General features: G+C 72.3%; 24 protein-coding genes. 3 read left to right on the top strand and 21 right to left on the bottom strand.

The genetic code is table 11. The annotated features are described in order from the left end of the window. Positions 1 to 3: 3 nt before the first annotated feature. The 8 genes from DFQ13_RS08250 to DFQ13_RS08215 all read right to left on the bottom strand — a co-directional run bounded on the left by DFQ13_RS08250 (position 4) and on the right by DFQ13_RS08215 (position 5,156). Positions 4 to 633: a histidine phosphatase family protein gene (locus tag DFQ13_RS08250; RefSeq protein ID WP_035279371.1), complete on the bottom strand. Its 630-nt coding sequence runs from the start codon at positions 631 to 633 to the stop codon at positions 4 to 6. After that, on the bottom strand, positions 630 to 1,949 hold the full coding sequence (hemL, locus tag DFQ13_RS08245) for a glutamate-1-semialdehyde 2,1-aminomutase (RefSeq protein ID WP_110079699.1): 1,320 nt from the start codon (positions 1,947 to 1,949) through the stop codon (positions 630 to 632). Before hemL ends, DFQ13_RS08250 begins: the two co-directional genes overlap by 4 nt. Positions 1,950 to 1,985: 36 nt before the next feature. Then, positions 1,986 to 2,300 (bottom strand): hypothetical protein, encoded by a 315-nt coding sequence (locus DFQ13_RS08240; RefSeq protein WP_110079424.1) that lies wholly within the window; start codon positions 2,298 to 2,300, stop codon positions 1,986 to 1,988. A 37-nt stretch (positions 2,301 to 2,337) separates the two neighbouring features. Further along, positions 2,338 to 2,733: a hypothetical protein gene (locus DFQ13_RS08235; protein ID WP_146241165.1), complete on the bottom strand. Its 396-nt coding sequence runs from the start codon at positions 2,731 to 2,733 to the stop codon at positions 2,338 to 2,340. Between the two features lie 60 nt (positions 2,734 to 2,793). Then, positions 2,794 to 3,354 carry a hypothetical protein gene (locus DFQ13_RS08230; protein WP_146241163.1) on the bottom strand — a complete coding sequence of 187 codons (561 nt, stop codon included), beginning with the start codon at positions 3,352 to 3,354 and terminating at the stop codon, positions 2,794 to 2,796. A 64-nt stretch (positions 3,355 to 3,418) separates the two neighbouring features. Further along, a complete protein-coding gene (locus tag DFQ13_RS08225) occupies positions 3,419 to 3,943 on the bottom strand; it encodes a hypothetical protein (RefSeq protein ID WP_110079423.1) in 525 nt (174 codons plus the stop codon). Further along, positions 3,940 to 4,644, bottom strand: a complete 705-nt coding sequence (locus tag DFQ13_RS33660) for a hypothetical protein (RefSeq protein ID WP_181399897.1) — start codon at positions 4,642 to 4,644, stop codon at positions 3,940 to 3,942. Before DFQ13_RS33660 ends, DFQ13_RS08225 begins: the two co-directional genes overlap by 4 nt. Then, positions 4,641 to 5,156 (bottom strand): hypothetical protein, encoded by a 516-nt coding sequence (locus tag DFQ13_RS08215; RefSeq protein WP_110079422.1) that lies wholly within the window; start codon positions 5,154 to 5,156, stop codon positions 4,641 to 4,643. Before DFQ13_RS08215 ends, DFQ13_RS33660 begins: the two co-directional genes overlap by 4 nt. Before the next feature lie 148 nt (positions 5,157 to 5,304). On the opposite strand from DFQ13_RS08215, the gene DFQ13_RS08210 reads away from it, so the two are divergent. Then, the gene (locus DFQ13_RS08210; protein WP_110079421.1) at positions 5,305 to 6,030 is read left to right on the top strand and encodes a dienelactone hydrolase family protein; all 726 of its coding nucleotides are present in this window, start codon (positions 5,305 to 5,307) and stop codon (positions 6,028 to 6,030) included. A gap of 86 nt (positions 6,031 to 6,116) precedes the next feature. Here DFQ13_RS08210 and DFQ13_RS08205 read toward each other — a convergent pair whose 3' ends face one another. The 5 genes from DFQ13_RS08205 to DFQ13_RS08185 all read right to left on the bottom strand — a co-directional run bounded on the left by DFQ13_RS08205 (position 6,117) and on the right by DFQ13_RS08185 (position 9,752). Next, positions 6,117 to 6,902: a phosphotransferase gene (locus DFQ13_RS08205; protein WP_052020791.1), complete on the bottom strand. Its 786-nt coding sequence runs from the start codon at positions 6,900 to 6,902 to the stop codon at positions 6,117 to 6,119. 54 nt (positions 6,903 to 6,956) lie between these two features. Next, positions 6,957 to 7,700 (bottom strand): AAA family ATPase, encoded by a 744-nt coding sequence (locus tag DFQ13_RS08200; protein WP_181399896.1) that lies wholly within the window; start codon positions 7,698 to 7,700, stop codon positions 6,957 to 6,959. Positions 7,701 to 7,714: 14 nt separating this feature from the next. Continuing rightward, positions 7,715 to 8,599, bottom strand: coding sequence for a radical SAM protein (locus tag DFQ13_RS08195; RefSeq protein WP_181399895.1), 885 nt, complete (start codon positions 8,597 to 8,599; stop codon positions 7,715 to 7,717). A gap of 95 nt (positions 8,600 to 8,694) precedes the next feature. Then, entirely contained in the window at positions 8,695 to 8,874 is a 180-nt protein-coding gene (locus tag DFQ13_RS08190) for a DUF397 domain-containing protein (RefSeq protein WP_110079420.1), read from the bottom strand. After that, the gene (locus tag DFQ13_RS08185) at positions 8,871 to 9,752 is read right to left on the bottom strand and encodes a helix-turn-helix domain-containing protein (RefSeq protein ID WP_110079419.1); all 882 of its coding nucleotides are present in this window, start codon (positions 9,750 to 9,752) and stop codon (positions 8,871 to 8,873) included. The genes DFQ13_RS08190 and DFQ13_RS08185 overlap by 4 nt, the downstream gene beginning before the upstream one ends. Before the next feature lie 189 nt (positions 9,753 to 9,941). Here DFQ13_RS08185 and DFQ13_RS08180 point away from each other — a divergent pair, with 189 nt between their 5' ends. Beyond that, positions 9,942 to 10,184, top strand: a complete 243-nt coding sequence (locus tag DFQ13_RS08180; protein ID WP_110079418.1) for a hypothetical protein — start codon at positions 9,942 to 9,944, stop codon at positions 10,182 to 10,184. Here the strand turns inward: DFQ13_RS08180 and hemB are convergent. The 8 genes from hemB to DFQ13_RS08140 form a co-directional block, all read right to left on the bottom strand. Next, positions 10,171 to 11,148: a porphobilinogen synthase gene (gene hemB / locus DFQ13_RS08175; protein WP_110079417.1), complete on the bottom strand. Its 978-nt coding sequence runs from the start codon at positions 11,146 to 11,148 to the stop codon at positions 10,171 to 10,173. The two genes, DFQ13_RS08180 and hemB, sit on opposite strands and share 14 nt — an antisense overlap. A gap of 86 nt (positions 11,149 to 11,234) precedes the next feature. After that, the gene (locus tag DFQ13_RS08170; RefSeq protein ID WP_035279349.1) at positions 11,235 to 12,767 is read right to left on the bottom strand and encodes a bifunctional uroporphyrinogen-III C-methyltransferase/uroporphyrinogen-III synthase; all 1,533 of its coding nucleotides are present in this window, start codon (positions 12,765 to 12,767) and stop codon (positions 11,235 to 11,237) included. A gap of 22 nt (positions 12,768 to 12,789) precedes the next feature. Continuing rightward, positions 12,790 to 13,749 carry a hydroxymethylbilane synthase gene (gene hemC, locus DFQ13_RS08165; protein ID WP_035279346.1) on the bottom strand — a complete coding sequence of 320 codons (960 nt, stop codon included), beginning with the start codon at positions 13,747 to 13,749 and terminating at the stop codon, positions 12,790 to 12,792. Continuing rightward, complete coding sequence (locus tag DFQ13_RS08160) at positions 13,746 to 15,050, bottom strand: glutamyl-tRNA reductase (protein WP_110079416.1); 1,305 nt, start codon at positions 15,048 to 15,050, stop codon at positions 13,746 to 13,748. The genes hemC and DFQ13_RS08160 overlap by 4 nt, the downstream gene beginning before the upstream one ends. Beyond that, complete coding sequence (locus DFQ13_RS08155) at positions 15,047 to 15,841, bottom strand: redox-sensing transcriptional repressor Rex (protein WP_110079415.1); 795 nt, start codon at positions 15,839 to 15,841, stop codon at positions 15,047 to 15,049. The genes DFQ13_RS08160 and DFQ13_RS08155 overlap by 4 nt, the downstream gene beginning before the upstream one ends. Positions 15,842 to 16,194: 353 nt before the next feature. Continuing rightward, positions 16,195 to 17,760, bottom strand: coding sequence for a molybdopterin-dependent oxidoreductase (locus tag DFQ13_RS08150; protein WP_110079696.1), 1,566 nt, complete (start codon positions 17,758 to 17,760; stop codon positions 16,195 to 16,197). 90 nt (positions 17,761 to 17,850) lie between these two features. Beyond that, positions 17,851 to 18,087 (bottom strand): glutaredoxin family protein, encoded by a 237-nt coding sequence (locus DFQ13_RS08145; RefSeq protein ID WP_035279340.1) that lies wholly within the window; start codon positions 18,085 to 18,087, stop codon positions 17,851 to 17,853. A gap of 22 nt (positions 18,088 to 18,109) precedes the next feature. Then, a complete protein-coding gene (locus DFQ13_RS08140; RefSeq protein ID WP_110079414.1) occupies positions 18,110 to 19,609 on the bottom strand; it encodes an AMP-binding protein in 1,500 nt (499 codons plus the stop codon). A 230-nt stretch (positions 19,610 to 19,839) separates the two neighbouring features. Here DFQ13_RS08140 and DFQ13_RS08135 point away from each other — a divergent pair, with 230 nt between their 5' ends. After that, complete coding sequence (locus DFQ13_RS08135; protein WP_035279339.1) at positions 19,840 to 20,520, top strand: sigma-70 family RNA polymerase sigma factor; 681 nt, start codon at positions 19,840 to 19,842, stop codon at positions 20,518 to 20,520. Positions 20,521 to 20,528 lie beyond the last annotated feature (8 nt).

Here is a 20,528-nt window from a genome sequence, read left to right as displayed (position 1 = left end):
GGCTCAGGCCCCCGTGTTCTTCGGGTCGCTGGCACCGGCGGGTTCGGCGTAGCGCAGGCCGACCAGCTTCTCGTCCTCGAACACCAGGGAGGTCAGCGAGGCCAGGGAGCACTCGCGCTTCGAGGGGTTGTGCCAGAGGCGCTTGCCCTCCAGGTAGCGCCGGACCGTCCACACCGGGAGCTGGTGGGACACGCACACCGCCTCGTGCCCGGCCGCCGCCGCCCGCGCCCGGTGGACCGCGCCGAGCATCCGGTGGGCGATCTGGAGGTACGGCTCCCCCCAGGACGGGGTGAACGGGTCGCGCAGGTGCGGCCAGTTCTTCGGCTGCCGCAGGGCGCCGTCGCCGACGGAGACCTTCTGGCCCTCGAAGACGTTCTCCGACTCGATCAGCCGGTCGTCGGTGGCCAGCTCCAGCCGGTGCGAACCGGCGATCGGCGTGGCCGTCTCCTGCGCGCGCAGCAGCGGGGAGGCCACGACGTGGGTGATGTCGTGGTCGCGCAGGTACTCCGCGACGGTGAGCGCCTGGCGCTTGCCGGTCTCCGACAGGCGGAAGTGCGGCAGGCGGCCGTAGAGGATGCCCGACGGGTTGTGGACCTCGCCGTGGCGCAGCAGGTGGACGACGGTCTGGGTCACGCGGGCTCCTCGGCTGCTGCGGCCGCCGCTGCGGCGACGGGGAGGGCGGCGGCGATGCGCTCGAACGCCTCGTCGTCCAGGGCGGCGTTGACGAACCACGCCTCGAACGCGCTGGGCGGGGCGTAGACGCCGTGGTCGAGCAGGGCGTGGAAGAAGGCGGGGAAGCGCCAGGTCTGCGCCGCCTTCGCCCCCGCGTAGTCCACGACCGGGTCTTCGGTGAAGAACACGCTCACCAGGTTGCCCGCGAACTGCACGCGGTGCGGGACGGACGCGGCGGTCAGCGCCGAGGTGAACAGCTCGCCGAGGCGGGTGGCGTTGGCGTCGAGCACGCGGTAGACCGACTCGTCGGCGGCGCGCAGCGTGGCCAGGCCCGCCGCGACCGCCACCGGGTTCCCGGACAGGGTGCCCGCCTGGTAGACCGGGCCGCTCGGGGCCAGCCGGGCCATCACGTCGGCCCGGCCGCCGAAGGCCGCGGCGGGCAGGCCGCCGGACATGACCTTGCCGAAGGTGTAGAGGTCGCCCGCGACGCCCTCGAGGCCGAACCAGCCCGCGGCGGACACCCGGAACCCGGTCATCACCTCGTCCATGACCAGCAGCGCGCCGTGCTCGGTGGCCAGCTCGCGCAGGAGCGCGTTGAAGCCGGGCAGCGGGGCGACGGCGCCCATGTTGCCCGCCGCCGCCTCGGTGATGACCGCGGCGATGGTCGGGCCGTGCTCGGCGAAGACCGCGCGCACGGCGTCGAAGTCGTTGTACGGCAGCACGAGGGTGTCCTCGGCCTGCGCGCCGGTGACGCCCGGCGTGGTCGGCAGGCCCAGGGTGGCGACCCCGGAGCCCGCCTCGGCGAGCAGCGCGTCGACGTGGCCGTGGTAGCACCCGGCGAACTTGACGACCCGGGCCCGACCGGTGAACCCGCGGGCCAGGCGGATGGCGCTCATCGTGGCCTCGGTGCCGGAGTTGACCAGGCGCACCCGCTCCACCGGCGCGACCCGGCGGATGATCTCCTCGGCGAGGTCGACCTCCCCCGCGGTCGGCGTGCCGAACGACAACCCGTCACCGGCGGCCTTGCGCACCGCCTCGACGACCTCGGGGTGCGCGTGGCCGAGGATCATCGGCCCCCACGACGACACCAGGTCGACGTAGCGGTTGTCGTCGACGTCCCACAGGTAGGCGCCGGACCCGCCGGTCATGAAGCGCGGGGTGCCGCCCACCGCCGAGAACGCCCGGACCGGGGAGTTGACCCCACCGGGGGTGACGGCCTTGGCGCGGTCGAAGAGGGCGGCGGAGCTGCGGACGTGGGCCTGGACTTCAGCGGTCACCACGCCAGTGTCCCAAACGCGGCGGGGTGGCCGCGCTCACGCCACCTCGACGGCCGCCTTCGGCGTGGTCCGCACCGCCAGCACGACCTGCCGCACGGCGTCCACCAGGACCAGGCCCGCGAGGGTGGCCGCGGCGACCGCACCGGCCACGAACGGCCCGTCGAACTCCTCGAACCGCAGGTTGGGCCGCTCGGGGATCGGGGTGCCGACGACCGTGCCGCGCGACCACAGCCAGAACGCCAGCCACACCAGGGCGGCGGTGACCACGACCTCCGCCGCGGCCACGATCGCGCGGCGGGGGCGGTGCGGCGCGGGGGCGGGTTCCGGCCAACCGGGTTCGGGGGTGGTCACGGCCCCAGGGTCTCATGCGCCCACCGGGGGCGGCGGCTCAGGAGCGGCGGGCGAAGAAGGTGCCCGCGTCGACGCGCAGCAGCAGCGTCACCACGACCACCCAGACGACCACAGCGGCCCCGCCCAGGAAGGGGGCGGCCGGGCCGGGGACGGGGTTCGCGGCGGCGGGGGCGCACAGGGCGCCGAGCAGGGCGGCGGCGACCAGGCCCGAGCGGGCCCAGCCGCGGCCCTCGCGCAACGGGTGCGCGCAGGCCGCGGCGGCCAGCGCCGACAGGGCGGCCCCGAGGCCGAGCAGCCCCGGGGACCGGGTGGAGAGGACGAGCATGACGCCGGTGAGGCAGGCGCCGAGCAGGGCACCGCAGAACGCGCCGGTCACCGCCGCCGGTCTGGCACGGGACACCTCGGGTTCGGGGAGTACGGACAACTGGGTCACGCCCGGTATGTAGCAACCGGACCGGTCCGTGTTACCGACCCCGGCGGTGTCCCGCGCGCATCACCCGGTGCGCTTGGCGGCCTCGAAGTAGTGCGTGGCCTCCTTCTGCCACATCATGAAGATCGCCGTGCCGATCAGCGCGATCTGGATGATGTTCAGCACCAGGCTCACCGCGTCCAGCCCACCGCCGAGCAGGCTGAACAGGCCGCTGATCAGGCCGAGGGCACCGAGCACGGTGAGGGTGATGCGGGCCCAGTTGCGGCCCGCGCGCATCTTGAACGCGAACAGCAGGTACAGGGCGAAGAACGCCACCGCGATGACCCCGGAGAACACCAGACCCGCGGTGACCGCGGTGTCGATGTCGGCTTCGGAGAGGCCACCGCCGCCGCTGGCGCGGGCGGAGTCGCGGGCCGCCTCGCGCAGCGCGTCACCACCGAGCGTCAGGGTGACGACGTAGGCGATGAGGCTCAGCGCGGCGTTGGCGATCCACAGGGTGAACGCGGTGTCGACGGGCTTGGGGCGGGCCAGGGGCTGACCCATCTCGCGGTCGCTCAGCGGCGGGGCCGCGGGCATGGGGTCGTACCTGGGGGACTGGTCGGGATCGGGGCCACTCGTGGTCATGGGGGTGACCGTATTGCCTGCAAGCGGTCGCCGCACGACTTTTGCCGCCGCGCCGCGGCGCTTTTCAGCCCCGGCGGCCCGGCTGGAAGAACTTGGTCGCCTCGGGTTGGAACAGGTAGACCACGGCGGCGACGCGGAAGGCGGCGTCGGCCAGGTTCCACATCAGGTCCGGCGCGGGCCCGACGGTCGACACCCCGGCGAGGAACCCGGCGGCCCCGAGCGCGGCCAGCGCGGCGAGGGCGATCCGCGCCCAGTTCCGCCCGCGCCTGGCCATCAGGGCGAGCAGGACGTAGAGGCCGATCGTCAGCAGCACGCCGCACACCCCGGCGATCACCACCACCTTGGCGTCCACGGCGGCGAAGGTCGGGTTGGTGTCCTTGGTCAGCTCGCGGACGGTCCGGTCGACCCACGCCCGGTCGAAGATCAACTGGTAGAGCGTGCCGACCACGTTCACGGCCATCCCGGCGAGGGTCAGCCACACGGCGTGGTCGACGATCCGCGGCCGCGGGTTCGGCGGCGGCGCGGACACCGGCGGCATCGGCGTGTACTGCGGCGGGGCCTGGTACGGCGGCGGGGTGGGACGGGTCACTGCTCGCCTTCCTTGCTCTCGACCGGGATCTGCGGCCGTTCGGTGTCGCTCTCGGCGGTCTTGCCCTCGGCGGTATTGCCCTCGGCACTGTCGTTCGCGGCGGTCTCGTTCACAGCACTGTCGTTCGCGGCGGTGCCGTTCGCCGTGCTGTCGTTCGCGGCGGTGGCCGGGCGGGCGCTGGGAGGGAGGTCGAGGTCCAGGCAGGCGGACTCGGCGGTGTTGCCCTCGACCATGGGCGCCAACACCTCGACCAGGTCGTCGGAGAAGCGGGCCCACCCGAGCACCACCGACCCGTCGACCAGCTCCATCGGCACCGGGTGCGTCTTGGCCGGGATGGTGAACCCACCCCCGACCGCCCGCGCCCCTACCGGCTCCGGCACCCCCTCGACGCGAGCGATCCGCGCGACGGACACCATCCCGGTCCCCATCCGGAGGGTGGTGTCGGTGAGCGTCACGGCCCGATCGGTCCGCCGCGCCGACACCCAGAGCGCGGTCAACCCGAGCAGCACCACCCCGACGACGATCCACGCGAGACCGTGCGAGGCCCCGGTGACGGTCTCCAGGGTGAACCCAACCCCGCAGAAACCGGGCCCCCACAGCAACGGCCACCAGGTGGAGCCGGACTCGTGGTAGCGGACGGCCTCCTCGACCTCCGGGGCCTCTGTGATTTCCCCGGGAACTCCCCCGGCCTCCTCGGTCACCGCTCGTCCCCGGCGAAGAAGCGCCGGGCCGGGGGCGCGTAGAGCAACCCGGCGGCCACGATGATCAGCAGCGCGCTGATGAGCCCGTAGATGGTGACCCGCCCCAACGAGTACTCGAACAGGGCGGCGAAGACCCCCAGCACCAGTAGCAGCGTGCGCGCCTTCCGCACCCCGCGCCGGGCGTTGTAGCCGACCAGCACGAAGAACGCCAGGAACATGACCGACCCGGCCAACAACCACCAGGACAACCCGGCGGCCAACCCCCGCATCTCGGCGACGCTCCGCCCCGGGCTGCTCCGGGCCTGGATGTCCGCCCACTCGTCGCGCAGCACGAGGAACAACACGGCCCCGACCAGCCCGATGACCCCCGCCGCGATCCACAGCCAGAAGCTGACCCGGACAACCCGGGGCGCGTCGGTCCGCGCCTGCCCGGCAGCGGCGGCCTCCTCGGCGGTGGGCATGACCGGCGCCTCGCGCGGGGTGGCGTCGTCGGTGTCGTCCGGGGTGCTCACGGACCCGAGGTTACCCGCCGGTCGGAAAGGCCTGTCCGGCGAAGACCTCGCGCACCCGTCGCACGGTCGCAGGAGGTTGTGGCCGCGCTGTTCCGCCTGCGGTGAACCCCGGCCCGACCGTGCCCGCCGATCGCTACCGTCCGATTCCATGGCGACGATCACCACACGCACGGTCGAGTACCCGGCCGACGGCCTGACGATGCTCGGGCACCTCGCCCTCCCGGCAGGCACCGACCGCAGGCCCGCGGTGCTGCTCGGCCCGGAGGGCACGGGCCTCAGCGACGTCGAGCGCCACCGGGCCGACACCCTCGCCGAACTGGGGTACGTGGCACTCGCCTTCGACATCCACGGCGGGCGCTACCTGGGCGACCCCGAGGAGATGCTGGCCCGCTGCCTGCCGCTGCTCGCCGACCCCGACCGGATGCGGGACATCGGCCACGCCGCGCTCGACGTGCTGCGCGCCGACCCACGGACCGACCCCGACCGGATCGCCGCCATCGGCTACGGCACCGGCGGCGCGATCGCACTGGAACTCGGCCGCGACGGCGTCGACCTGCGCGCGATCGGCACCGTCAACGGACTGACCACCGGCCGCCCGGGCGAGGCGGCGCGCATCCGCTGCCCGGTGTGGGCCGGGGTCGGGTCGGAAGACCCGATCATGCCGCCCGCGCAACGGGAAGCGTTCACGGCCGAGATGCAGTCCGCGGGCGTCGACTGGCGCCTCATGGTCTACGGCGGCGCCCTGCACGCCTTCCACCACCCACCGGTCGACCACACGGTGCTCCCCGGCGTCGGACCCCACCCACGGCACGCACAGCGAGCCTGGCGTGACGTCGTCGACCTGCTCGCCGAGTGCCTGCCCGTGACGGAGTGATCCGGTCAGTTCTCTTCGGCCGGTCGAATCACGTACACGGTGCGCTCTTCCACCAGCGGGGGTGTTCGGTCTGCCGTCACACGCGGTCAGGATCGGAGCAGGCCCGAAGCGTGCCGTTCGAGCGGTTCGGCGAGGTCGGGGAACTCGCCGCGGTCCACCCTGCGCAGCAGTCGAGCGGTGGCGTAGAGCTGCGCGAACCGGCCCGTGTCGGTGTCGAGCACGTCGGCGAAGACCTCGCGCACCCGTTGCGCGGTCTCGGGCACCAGGAGGCTGTAGCAGAGCAGGGTCGCCGCGTCGGTGCCGACGGGGCCATTGCCCCACCACTCCCAGTCGAGCAGTCCGAATCGAGGACCGAACAGGTTCGCCCAGTGCACGTCACCGTGCACGGTTTCCCACCCGGGCACCGTCGGGTCCACCGCGTCGCCGAAGCGCTGCGCAAGCCAGTCGGTCACCTTGGCCTGGGTGGTGTTGGCGCGCTCGGTCGGTGTGGCCGCGACGGTGTCGACGGTTCGGCGCAGCTCGACCCACCACTCGTCGGGTAGGTCGGCCGTGGCGCGCAGTGCGTCGGTCGGCGAGCACGCGCGGCCCGGCAACCTGGTCATGATCTCGGCGCGCTGCTGCCGCCACTCCTCCCACTCGACCACGTCCAGTACGCGGGGCTTGGCGATGCCCTCGAACACGTTCGCGTCGAGGTTGCCCGTCCAGAAGTCACCGCCGATCCACCGTTTGTCCTCGGACACGACGCGCAACCAGCAGTCGTCATCGCCACGGCGGGCGGGAGCGCTGACCGACCGGTCGCGCCAGCCGAGCAGCGGCTCGCCGACGACGACCGCCCCGAAGTGCTCCGCGGCGCGGTCGAGGTTTTCGCGCATCCACTGCCTGAACTGCGCGTCAGCCCCGCTGGTGTCGACCGGCACCGGTGTTCCTCACTCGTCGGTGACGTACCGCAGGTACGCGGCCGGGTTGTTCATGTACCGCCGCCAGTGGTCGACCACGTCGAGGTCTTCCCACTCGGCCCGGCGGAACCCGTCGTCGCCCACCTCGATGATGTCGGCGCCCGGGGTCGAGGCCAGGATCGGCGAGTGCGTCGCGCAGATGATTTGCGCGCCGGACTCGCCGAGGTCGTACATGAGGTTCACCAGCCGCAGGCAGGACTTGAACGACAGGGCCGCCTCGGGCTCGTCCATGAGGTAGAAGCCCGGTTCGCGGAACATGTTCGAGAACACGGTGAGGAACCCCTCGCCGTGGCTCATCTCGTTGGTGTTCTCTTCCCAGTAACCGCGCATCCCGCTGACGGCGTCCATGAACCCGAACGCGGTTTCGGCGCGCAGGAAGTAGCCGCGGCGCTTCGTCCGCGTCCCGCTCTTGTGCCGAGCGCCTGCGCCGGTCGTTTCCCAGCGCACCAGCTCACCAAGGGCTGTCTTCGGGCGGTCGTTGACGTACTTGCGACCCGCCCGCCCGCCGCGCGCGTCCAACCCCCACGCCTCGGCGAACGCCTCGACGAGGGTGGACTTCCCCGAACCGTTCTCACCGACCAGGAAGGTGATCGGCTTGTCGAAGGTCATGCCTTCCTCGGCCAACTGCGCCACACAGGGCACGGTGAGCGGCCAACTGTCGGCCGACCCTGCCGACAGCAGTTCCCCGGGGATGTACGCGCGGCGGGCGAGCACGGGCCTGTCCTCGCTCAGTACTCGGACGGGACGCACGCGCCGACCGGCGTGCAGTTGTTGGCAGGCGAACACGCGGGGCTGCAACTCGGCCCGCACTGCGGGTCGCACATGTTCGGTACGCACGGGAACACCGGCCCTGACGAGAACTGCTCGGCCAAGATCGCCTCGGTGTCCAGCATCGCGCGCCCGTTCAGGATCTCGACGAGGGGGTCGACCCGCACGTTACCGACCGGCAGCCAGCGCGAGAACACGCAGGGCCACACCGAGCCGTCGGCCGCCACGGCGACCTTGCCCCGAGCGCACCCCCCGCACAGTTGCGACGTGTCCGGGGCCGCCGCCCGTACCCCGCGCCCGACCCCGCGCAACCGGTCGACGCGCACCTCGCCGTCGACACCCAGCGCCGCCAGCTCGGCGCGCGCTTGGTCGACGCGCTGCCCATCGCCGAGGTCGATCACCCCGACCCGCAGCGGGATCGACCGGCGCAGCGCTTCCACGATGTTGTCCTGGGTCCGCTTGTGGCTGCCGCGCCCCTTGGTGATGCGCTCATGCTCGCCCGCCTGGTCGCTGTAGTAGCTCGTCGCGAGCTGCACGCCCGGTTGCGCGAAGACGTCCCACAGGTGCGGCGTCACGTGCACGAGGTTCGAGAACACCTCGACCCGCAGGCCGAGCCCGACCGCCCGGTCCACGAGATCGGGCAACGAGCGGTGCAACGTCGGTTCGCCCCCGATGAACTGCACCATCTCGACACCGAGCCCGGCAGCCTGGTCGATGACGCTCTTCCAGTCCGCCGGAACCATCGCGCCGTCGGTGCCGCCCGGCCCGGACTCGGCGTAGCAATGAGTGCACTGCAACTGGCATTTGCCTGTGATCTCCAACCACATGAACGACAAATCGTTCATTCCCTGCCCTCCTGGTTCAGTGAAGTCCGGCAGCAGTGCTGGTACGAGGCAGGCCCCCTCCGAACGAAAGGGGCCTGCCCTCGGAACCAATGGGGTCAGCGGGTGAGGGTGGTGAGGAAGGTGTGCCAGGTGGGGGCGGGGAAGGAGAGGGTGGGGCCGGTGGGGTGCTTGCTGTCGCGGGTGGCCACGGAGAGGCCGGGGAACGCCACCTCGACGCAGTTGGCCTCTCCCGAACTGTGGCTGCTCTTGCGCCAGGACAGGTTGGGCTTGCTCATGGCATGAACTCCCTTGCTGCTTGGTGGATAAGGCTCTTGCTGGCCTTCTCATCCGGGATCTCGGCGAGCAGTCCGGAAAAAGCCTGGTCGAATTTTCCGACTTCACTCGGCTTGTCCAGGTAGAGGGAGCCGGTGAAGCCATCGACGAAAACCGTAGGTGGCTCCGGGTCACGATCGCCGTACCGGGGGAAGCGCATGATCACGAACGGGCCGGTGAGTGCGCCGTGGTGCAGCCCGATGGAGAACGGCGCCACCCTGATGCTCACGTTGGGCAGTTCCCCGAACTCGATGAGGCGGTCCAGTTGCAGACCCATGACAACGGGTCCCCCGATGGGGCGGCGGAGGATCGCTTCGTTGATCACCACGGAGACGTCCGGGGCGGCGGTGACCCTGTCCAGGATTGCCTGCCGCTCGACACGCAGCCGGACAAGACGCTCGATCACTTCCTCTGACACGGCAGAGCGTCCACCACGGAAGATGACCCGAGCATATTCGGGGGTCTGGAAGAGGCCAGGAATCAACTCGCACTGATACCAGCGCAAGGACGAGGCAGCTTCCTCCAAGCCGACGTAGAGGTTGAAGTCGTTGGTCAGGACATCGCCGAAGGCGTGCCACCACCCCTTGCTCTTGGTTTCCTTGGCGAGTTCCTTCAGCGATCCCGTGGCCTCCGGCGGGGCGCCGTAGACCTTGCACATGGCCTCCACGTCCATGCTCCGCAAGCTGGTCTGGCCGGTTTCTATCCGCCAGATCTTGGCCTCTGACCACTCCAGCGCCTCGGCCGCCGCGCGGACCGTGAGCCTGGCCTTGCCGCGCAGGTCGCGCAGGTACCTGCCGAGTTGGCGCCTCGGCACCGTTGAGCCCGTTGCCCCCTCGGACACCGCCCCACCTTTCATCCCGGGGGGAGCTTACATCCGATTTGCAAGACTTTCCCCGCTCGTTTCGCGGTATTGGACTCGGTTTGCCAACGACATCCCGGGGCCTCTCCGCTCGCGCTTGCAGAATAGGGGCCGAACCCGTTGTCTCAACGGCAGTACAACCCCCACCTTCGAGCGTTTCAGGAGATTTCCATGAGCGATGTGCCCACCGTCGGGGCCTGGGTCAGCGTGCCCGACGACTGCCGGATGAGCTTCACCCTCGGCGAGGACGAGGACACCCGTCTGCTCTTGGGCGAGTGGGCGACCGGGTTCGAGGTCGTGCTCACCGATCGCAGCCTCGACCGGTTGATCGAGACCGCGACCACCGCGCGGGAGCGACGGGTCGCCGCAGAGGCCGGTGAGAACAGCGAAACCAGCGGGGTCAGCGGCGGTTGAGCCAGATCGCGGCCTCGGTGGCCCAGTAGGTGAGGATGACGTCGGCGCCTGCGCGGCGGATGGAGGTCAGCGTCTCCAGGATGGTGCGGTCGCGGTCCAGCCAGCCGTTGGCGGCGGCGGCTTCGACCATCGCGTACTCGCCGGAGACCTGGTAGGCCGCCACCGGCACGTCGGAGACCTCGTGCACCGCGCGGATGACGTCCAGGTAGGCGCCAGCGGGCTTGACCATGACCAGGTCAGCGCCTTCGGTCAGGTCGAGGTGGACCTCGCGCAGGGATTCGCGGATGTTGCCCGGGTCCTGCTGGTAGGTCTTGCGGTCGCCGGTGAGCTGGGAGTCGACCGCCTCGCGGAAGGGGCCGAAGAGGGCCGAGGCGAACTTGACCGAGTAGGCCAGGATGCCGGTGTCCGCGTGGCCCGAGGTGTCCAGGGCCTCGCGGATGACCCCGACCTGGCCGTCCATCATGCCGCTGGGGCCGAGCAGGTGCGCGCCCGCGTCCGCCTGGGCCCTGGCCATGTCGGCGTAGACCGCCAGGGTGGCGTCGTTGTCGACGTTGCCCTCGTCGTCGAGGACGCCGCAGTGGCCGTGGTCGGTGAACTCGTCCAGGCACAGGTCGGACATCAGGACCGTGCTGTCGCCGAGTTCGGCGCGCAGGTCCCGCAGGGCGACGTTGAGGATGCCCTCCGGGTCGACCCCGCCGGAGCCCACGGCGTCGCGGACCTCCGGGACGCCGAACACCATGATGCCGCCCACCCCGGCCTCGACGGCCTCGACGGCCGCCTTGCGCAGGGTGTCGCGGGTGTGCTGGACGACGCCCGGCATGCTCGAGATCGGGGTGGGCTCGGTGGCGCCCTCCTTGACGAACACGGGGAGCACCAACTGGTGCGGCGCGAGGGTGGTCTCGCTGACCATGCGGCGCAGCGCGGGGGTGCGGCGCAGGCGGCGGGGGCGGTGGTTGGGGAACATCAGGCTCTCCCGAACTGGATCGGAAACCGGAGCGGGCGGGGTGCCAGTGGCAACCCCGCCCGCCCAGTCTGTCGGTGCCGCGCCGGTCAGCGGCGCGCGCGCTTGGTCTTGCGCGGGGGCGGCAGGGCGCCCTCGGCGCGGAGCCGGGCCGCGTGCTCGGCCAGGGCGTCGACCAGGGCGGGCACGGTGGCGTGCTCGGGCTGGACGTCGACCCGCAGGCCGAATTCGCGGGCGGTCTCGGCGGTCTTCGGGCCGATGCACGCCACCAGGGTGCGGGTGTGCGGCTTGCCCGCGATGCCGACCAGGTTCCGCACGGTCGACGACGAGGTGAAGCACACCGCGTCGAAACCGCCGGTCTTGATCATCTCGCGGGTGTCGGCGGGCGGCGGGGCCGCCCGGACGGTGCGGTAGGCCGTCACGTCGTCGATCTCCCAGCCGCGGTCGCGCAGGCCGGCCGCCAGGGTTTCGGTGGCGATGTCGGCCCTCGGGAGCAGCACGCGCTCCACCGGGTCCAGGATGTCGTCGTACGGCGGGAAGTCGGCCAGCAGGCCCTCGCTGGACTGCTCGCCCGAGGGCACCAGTTCCGGGTTGATGCCGAACGAGCGCACCTTGGCCGCGGTCGCCTCGCCCACGCAGGCGATCTTCACGCCGGAGAAGGCGCGGGCGTCCAGGCCGAACTCGGCGAACTTCTCCCAGACCGCGCGCACGGCGTTGGTCGAGGTGAAGATGACCCACTGGTAGCGGCCGTCGACGAGGCCCTTGACCGAGCGCTCCATCTGCGCGGGGCTGCGCGGCGGCTCGACCGAGATGGTCGGCACCTCGCTGGGGATGGCGCCGTGCAGGTGCAGGCGCTCGCTCATCTCCCCCGCCTGGTCCTTGGTGCGCGGCACCAGCACGCGCCACCCGTAGAGGGCGCGCGACTCCCACCACGACAGCTTCGAGCGCTGCGCGGCGGCGGCGCCGACCGTCACCACCAGGTGGCCGGAGATCTCCCCGGCGTCGGCGGCGAGCGAGGCCAGCGTGGTGTCGACGGTGCGCTGGCTGGTCGCGGTGCCGTCCGCGGTGACCGCGACCGGGGTCTGCGCGGCGAGGCCGTGCTCGACCAGCGAGGAGGCCGCCTCGGCGAGGTGGCTGGCGCTGGCGTGCAGCACGATCGGGCCGGGCGCGGCCGCCAGGGCCGCCCAGTCCACGTCGCCGCGCACGTCGACCTCGGTGTGCCCGGAGCCCAGGGCGATGCCCGCGTAGGCCGGGACCGCGGTGGCGGGGGAGACGCCGGGGATGACGTCGAACACCGCGCTGGTGCGGGCCACCGCCTGCGCCTCGGCCACCACGGCCGAGTGCGTCAGCGGGTCGCCCGCGACCAGGCGCACCACGACGCGACCGGCCTTCGCCTCACCGGAGAGGTCCTTGGCCACGTCCGCGGGTTGCCCCACGGCGGGGCGCACCTCGGCGTCGGCGCTGGTGAAGGCCAGCACGGCGGCGGGCACATCGGGGTCGGTCACCACCAGCTCGGCGCGTTCGAGCAGCTCTTTGGCGCGAACCGTGAGCAGTCCGGCGTCGCCGGGACCGGAGCCCACGAAGGCGACGCGACCGGGGGACTTACGTGCACGGGTGGTCATGTCAGGCCACACTTCCCATCAACTACGCCTCGGGACCGGAGAGCACCCCGGCCCCGAGTTCCAGCAGCTCGGCGGCCAGCGCACGACCGAGCTGCTCTCCTTCGGTCAGGTCACCGGTGGCCGACGCTCGCATGATCTCGACCGGACCCGTCGGGTCGCCGTCCGCGCTGTAGGCGGCGGCGACGCCGCGCAGCGACAGGCGGAGGATCACCCTGTCGTCCTGGTCGAAGTCTTCGACGACGTCGGCCAAAGCGCCAACGGGCGCGCTGCATCCCGCTTCGAGCGCGGCCAGCATGGCGCGCTCCGCGGCAACCGCGAGCCGGGTGGCTTCGTCATCCACTGTGGACCGGAGAAGGTGTTCGACGTCGACGTCGTCGACCCGGCACTCCACCGCCAGCGCTCCCTGCGCGGGCGCGGGGAGCATCTGGATGGGGTCGAGGGTCTCGGTGATCTCGTCGAGCCTGCCCAGCCGGGCGAGCCCGGCGCGGGCGAGCACGACGGCGTCGAGTTCGCCGTCGCGCACCTTCTTGATCCGACTGTCCACATTGCCGCGGATCGGCACGATCACGTGACCGAGGCCGAGCGCGTGCAACTGCGCGGCCCGCCGTGGCGAGCCGGTGCCGATCCGCGCGCCCGGCAGCAGCTCGCCCAGGGTGAGCCCGTCGCGCGCCACGAGCGCGTCCCGGGGGTCCTGGCGCTGCGGCACCGCGGCCATCGACAGGCGCGGGTCCGGGGCGGTCGGCAGGTCCTTGTAGGAGTGGACGGCCACGTCCACGGTCCCGTCGGCGAGCGCGTCGCGCAGCGCCGAGGTGAACACGCCCACGCCGATCTCGGCGATGGGGGCGTGCGAGCGGTCGCCGGGGGTGGACACGACGACGATCTCGGTCGCCGCGCCCGCCTTCTCCAGCGCGTCGGCGATGGTCCCGGTCTGGGCGAGCGCGAGGGCGCTGCCGCGGGTGCCGATCCTGATGGTTCGCTTCACGTCTTGTCCTCACTGGCGACGGCCACGGCGGCGGGCTTCTGCGGGTCGAGCTGGAACAGCTCGCGCAGCGCCTCGGCGTAACCGGTGCCCGCGGGTCCGGAGGCCAGCTCCTTGACCCGCACCGTCGGGGTGTGCAGCAGCTTGTCGACGACCCGGCGGACCGTGCGCGCCAGCTCGTCGCGGACCGGGTCGTCCAGGTCGGGCAGCCGGGAGTCCAGGCGCAGCAGTTCGGCGTCGACGACCTCGGCGGCCCGGCGGCGCAGGGCGGTCACGGTGGGGGTGACCTCCGCCGAGCGCTGCGCGGCGAGGTAGCCGCGCACCTCCTCGGCGACGATCTCGGCGGCCCGGCGGGTGTCGAGCCCGCTGGGCGTCTCGGCCAGGCGGCGCTGGAGGCTGACCAGGTCGACCACGTGCACGCCGGGCAGCTCGCCAACGCCGTCCTCGACGTCGCGCGGCAGGCCGAGGTCGCAGACGACCAGCGGCGTGGTGCGCGCGGCGACGGCCTCGACCGGGATGACCGCGCCGACCGCGCCGGTGCAGGACACCACGACGTCGGCGGCGGCGATCAGCGCCGCCAGGTCGTGCAGGCCGACCTCGGCGCGGGCGGGGACGCCCTGCTCCAGCAGCGCCGCGGCCAGCCGCTCGCCGTTGGCGGCGGAGCGGTTGGCGATGACGACCTCGCCGACGCCCGCGCGGCGCAGGGCCGCGGCGGCCAGCCCGCCCATGGAACCGGCGCCGACGATCAGCGCCGAGCGGCCCGCGAGGCCGCCCAGGGACCGGTCGGCGTCGGCCAGCGCCTCGGAGACGACGGAGCCGCCGACCTGGTCGAGCCCGGTGTCGGTGTGCACGCGCTTGCCGATGCGCAGCGCCTGCTGCACCAGCTCGTGCAGCGAGCGGCCGACGGTGCCGCACTCGGTGGCGGTGCCGTAGGCGATCCGCACCTGGCCCAGGATTTGCGACTCGCCGACGACCATGGAGTCCAGGCCCGCCGCCACGGTGAACAGGTGCTGCACGGCGGAGGCGGCGTAGTGCACGTAGAGGTGGTCGTGCAGCGCGGTGGGGTCGGCCCCGGCGTGCCGGGCCAGCACGCCCACGACGTCGGAGAGCCCGCCGTGGAAGGCTTCGACGACGGCGTAGACCTCGACCCGGTTGCAGGTGGAGACGAGCACGGCCTCGGTGACGTTCGGGCAGGCCAGCAGGTCGTGCAGGACCTTGGGCACGTCGGGGGCGGCGACCGTCACCCGCTCCAGCAAGCGGACGTCGGCGCTGCGGTGCGACATCCCGACCGCGAGCACGCTCATGACACCACCATCCCGTTGACCTGTTGCCCGTTCGTGGCGGCCGCGTCGTCGGCTCGCCGCGCCACGTGGAACGACAGCACCTGCAGCTCGACCGCCAGGTCGACCTTGCGCACCTCGACGTGGTCGGGCACCTGCAGCACGACGGGCGCGAAGTTCAGGATGCACTGAACTCCCGCCTCGACCAAACGGTCGCAGACCGTCTGGGCGGCGGGCGGTGGCGTGGCGATGACCCCGATGGAGACCTCGCGCTCGGCGCACACCCGGGAGATGTCGTCGATGTGGTCCACCGGCAGGCCCCCGACCGGCACCCCGACCAGGTCGGGGTCCACGTCGAACAGCGCGGAGACCGGGAAGCCGCGCCCGGGGAAGCCGCCGTAGTTGGCCAGGGCGTGACCGAGATTACCGATCCCGACCACGGCGACGCTGTGCTTGCGGGTCAGGCCGAGGATGCGCTCGATCTCCTCGATGAGCACGGCCACCTCGTAGCCGACCCCGCGGGTGCCGTACGAGCCGATGTAGGACAGGTCCTTGCGGAGCTTGGCCGAGTTGACCCCGGCGGCGGCGGCGAGTTCCTCGCTGGAGACCGTTCCCGCGCCCTGCTCCTGCATGGCGGACAGGACCCGCAGGTAGACGGCCAGCCGGGCCACCGCGGCCTCGGGGATCGCCCGGGCGCGCTCCCGCGCCGCGGGCACCTCGGCCACCCTGGGGATCGGGGTCGTGACCTCCGCGGCGGTGGGGGCGGGTGGGGTGTCGCCGCCGACACCGTTCCGCTGGCCTCGCTGTGCCGCCACGCTGGTACTCCTCGACAGGAAATGTCTCCGGGATGAGAACACGGTACCGCTTGTGAACGCGTGCACAAAGTCAGTGGCCAGGGGCTTGACGCACGCCACACCACCGCATCGAGGTGTACCCGGATGGCCCAGGGCCGCTGACGGGCGGTGCGCGGCGGGCGCCCGGAGAGACCGGGGCGGGTGCGAACGGGCCAGCGGTCGGCGAGCCGCGTGGGCTCGCCGACCGCCAGGCACCCGACCTTGGTCGACCTTCCCCGCCGACCAATCCCGGATGCCGACGAGTATAGCCCACAGTCGAACACCTGTGCGAACGCGGGTGGTGTGTCGGGTGCCACCGGCGCCCGGGTCAGGGCTCAGTCCACGGAGAACTGGATGAGGTGCCAGCCGGTCGCGCCGTCGGGGATCGGGGGGACGCGGTCGGGGGTCTGGGTGTCGCCGTTGCGGTCGGTGGCGCGGACCTCCACCCGGTGGCTGCCGCTGCCCAGGTCGAACTCGGTGCGCCACTGCCGCCAGGTGCGGTCGTTGACCTCGGTGGCCAGCTCCGCGACCTGCCAGGGGCCGCCGTCCATGCGGACCTCGACCTTGTCGATGCCCACGGTCTGCGCCCAGGCGACCCCGGCCACCTGGACCTTGCCCGCCGGGACGTTGCCGAAGCCGACCGGGAAGTCGATGCGGGACTGGGTCTTGATCGGGCCCCTGGTCGCCCAGCCGCGCTCCTCCCAGTAGAACTTCTTGGCGCCCTCGGTGATCAGCTCCAGGTCGACGACCCACTTGGTGGCCGAGGCGTAGCCGTAGAGGCCGGGGACGACCAGGCGGGCCGGGAAGCCGTGCTCCAGCGGCAGCGCCTCGCCGTTCATGCCGATGGCCAGCAGGGCGCCGCGCTCCTCGTCGAGCAGGTCGGCCACGGGGGTGGCGGTGGTCCACCCGTCCACGCTGGTGGAGAAGACCCAGGCGGAGCGGTTCGGCACGCCCGCCTCCAGCAGCAGGTCGCGCACCGGGACGCCGATGAAGTTCGCGGTGGAGACGTACGGGCCGCCGACCTCGTTGGACACGCAGGTCATGGTGATGGTCTTCTCGACCAGGTCGCGGTCGCGGATGTCGCCGAAGTCGAAGGTGCGCTCGTTGTCGACCAGGCCGTGCACGCGCAGCTTCCAGTCCTCGGCGCGCAGGCGGGGCACGGTGAGGGCGGTGTCGACGCGGTAGAACTTCTCGTTGCTGGTGATGAACTTCGACGAGCCGATGGCGGAGAAGTCGGCCGTGTTGGGGATCGCGGGGGCGGGCACCTTCGGCCTGAGCGAGCCGACACCCGCCCGCGAACCCTCGACGTCGACGCGGCCCGACAGGAACTGGCCCACCCCGCCGAGCACGCCCGCGCCGACCGCGACACCGGCGGAGGAGTAGAGGAACCCGCGCCGCGACAGGCCCCGGTCGTGCGCGGATTCGGCGGTGAAGCGGCTGGTGGCCACCAGGTGCAGCCAGCGGAAGACGCCGATGGCGGCGGCGAGGCTGGCGATCGGGGCGAGCACCGCGAGCTGCCCGCCGTCGGGGCGGTTGAGCACGGCGGCGATGGCGACCAGGCCCAGGGCGCCCGCGATGACCAGGCCGGGCAGCGGCTTGCGGCGCGACAGCAGGCCCGCGACGACGGCCACCAGCAGCATGGTCACGGCCATGCCGGAGAGCAGCACGACCTTGTCGTTGGACCCGAAGTTGCGGATGGCGAACGACTTGAGCGACTCGGGCGTCAGGTCGATCGCGCTGTTGCCGACGGCCAGGAACGGGGAGGCGGTCGGCCCCACGAACCCGGCCACGAAGTGCCCCGCGGCCAGGGCGGCGGCCACCGCGAGCACGCCGATCAGCGCCGCGATCGGCACCGGCAGCTTGTCGGCGGGCTGTGCCTCGGCCACTGCGTCGCGCTCCATGGTGTCCACGTGCGGTATTCGATCCCGGTGGACCCGCGGATTGCCACCACCCGATCGGGTGGTGGCTGCTCAACCCCGGTCCGCGCGGCGTCAGGCGAGTGCCGCGCGCAGGCGGGGTTCCTCGACCTTCCAGTACCCGTGCTCGTCCCCGTCGACCAGGATCACCGGGACCCGGTCGCCGAACTCGGCCCGGAGTTCCGGGTCGGTGTCGACGTCGGTGGTGTCCCAGCCGATGCCGAGGTCGGCGCAGATGCGCGCGACGTCGGCCTCGGCGACCTCGCAGGCGTGGCAGCCCTGCCTGGTCACCACCGTCACCCTGGTGCTCATGGCCGCCACGCTACCGGCGGGGTCAGCGCGGGCCGCGCAGGCCGGCGCGGCGGATCTTGCCGGTGACCGAGTGCGGGAGGGCGTCGGCGAATTCCACGGCCGCCGGGACCTTGAAGCGGGCCAGGTTCTCCGCGCAGTGGGCGCGGACGCCGTCCTCGGTCAGTTCCGTGCCGGGGCGCAGGACGACCACCACCTTGACCCGCTCGCCCGCCCGCTCGTCCGGGACGCCCACGGCGGCGGCCTCGGCGACCTCCGGGAGTTCGCCGACGACCCGCTCGACCTCGTGCGGGTAGACGTTGAAGCCGTTGACGATGATCAGGTCGTTGGCGCGGTCGACGAGGCGCAGGTCGCCGTCGGGGTCGAGGTAGCCGACGTCGCCGGTGCGGAACCAGCCGTCCGCGTCGGGGCCGTGGGCGCCGTCGGGCCAGTAGCCGCTGAACAGGTTGGGGCCCCGGGCGGCGACCAGGCCGGTGCCGGTCTCCTCCTCGCCATAGCTGATCTCGTCGTCCTCGGTGGGGACCTCGATCGTCGAGCCGTCGCTGTCGACCAGGCGCAGTTCCACGCCGGGGATGGGCTTGCCGACCGAGCCGGGCTTGGCGACCCCGCTGGCCAGGGTGGAGGTGAGCACCGGGCCGGTCTCGGTCAGGCCGTAGCCCTCGTAGATCGACAGGCCGGTCTCGCGGCGGAACCCGGCCAGCACCCCGGGGTCCAGCGGGGCCGCGCCGGAGGTGGCCAGCCGGACCGTGGACAGCGCCTCCCCCAGCCGCTCGGCGCCCGCGCCGACGAACGCCCGGTACATCGCGGGCACCCCGACGACGGTGCTGATCCGCCGCTCCTGGCAGGCGGCCAGCGCGCTGCCCACGGCGAAGTGGTCGAGCAGCACCCCGGTGGCCCCGGCGGCGGCGACCTGCCACAGGCCGGACAGGCCGTAGGCGTGCGAGAGCGGGAGGGCCAGCAGGACCCGGTCCTGGGCGGTGACCGGGGCCGGGCGCAGCGCGGCGCACTGCTCGACGTTGGCCAGCAGCGCCCGGTGCGACAGCATCACCCCGCGCGGCAGCCCGCCGGTGCCGGAGGTGTAGCAGAGCACCGCCAGGTCCTCGCCGCCGCCGACGGCCGCGAACGGCTCCCCCGGCTCCGCGTCGAGGACCGGGGCGGGCAGCGCTGCCGCGGCGGCATCCCCGCCGAGTCCCAGGGCCAGCTCGGCGCCGCAGTGCTCCACGACCCGCCGCACCTCGGGCGGGGCGGATTCGGTGTCGATCGGGACGGCCACGCCACCCGCACGGATGACGCCGAAGAGTGCGACGCAGAATTCGAGCCCATTGGGCAGCAGCAGGACGACGCGATCACCCTGCGTCAAACCGTGCTCGGTCAGCACCCGGGCGTAGGCGTCGACCGCCGCGTCCAGCGCCCGCCAGGTCAGCGACGCCCCGCTGGGGGCGTCGACCAGGGCGAGATGACGGGGTACCGTCGCGGCGGCCTTCATGACCAGGTCAGCGATGGTTCCGGTGGGCAACTCTGCCATCGGAGCGGGCCTCTCGTCGCAGGTACCCGGATAGGGTGCTGCATTTGCACGGCATCGGGCAATGCCCACGCTGTGGCGCGGCTCACCAACATCACGGTTCACTACATCAGATGACACATCCTTTACCTGAAGACTTATCAACTACTAAAAAGTAACGACACGTAAGCCCCACCGGATGCCCAACGCGTGGTCAGCCGAACGGGACCGTCCAGGGAGTGAGCGGCAGCTCGATGACCCGTCCTACGCGAACGAACACGGCCGACGCGGCCGTGCCGCACGCCCGTCCGGCACCGGAGCCGGCCGGGGACGCGACCGTTCCCGCCGACGGGACCACCGGGACCGAGCCGGTGGAGGCCGAGGAGGCGCACCGCGCGTCCTGGGAGCTGGTGCACGCCGCGCAGGCCGGGGACACGGTCGCGTTCGGCAAGCTCTACGACCGCTACGTCGACGTGGTGTTCCGCTACGTGCTGTTCCGGGTGGGCGACCGCGAGCTGGCCGAGGACGTCACCAGCGAGACGTTCCTGCGCGCGCTGCGCCGCATCACCTCCGTCAGCTACCAGGGCCGCGACGTGGGCGCGTGGTTCGTCACGATCGCCCGCAACCTGGTGCTCGACCACGTCAAGTCCAGCCGCTACCGGCTGGAGGTCACCACCCCGGAGTTCCGCGACTCCGAGCGCGACGAAGCGGGCCCCGAGCAGCAGGTCATGTCCCGGGTGACCCGCGACGCGCTGCTGCAGTGCGTCGACCAGCTCGGCGACGACCAGCGGGAGTGCATCGTGCTGCGATTCCTGCAGGGGTTGTCCGTCGCGGAGACAGCCGAGATCATGAACCGCAACGAGGGTGCGGTGAAGGCGTTGCAGCACCGGGCGGTGCGGCGGCTCGCGCAGTTGCTGCCGACGGAGCTCCGGTGAGCGGTGTA

The organism is Actinokineospora spheciospongiae (assembly GCF_003182415.1).
In the GTDB taxonomy this organism is placed as follows: Bacteria; Actinomycetota; Actinomycetes; order Mycobacteriales; family Pseudonocardiaceae; genus Actinokineospora; species Actinokineospora spheciospongiae.
The sequence above is the reverse complement of the archived record's forward strand: the minus strand, read 5'-3'. Positions and strand labels throughout refer to the sequence as shown.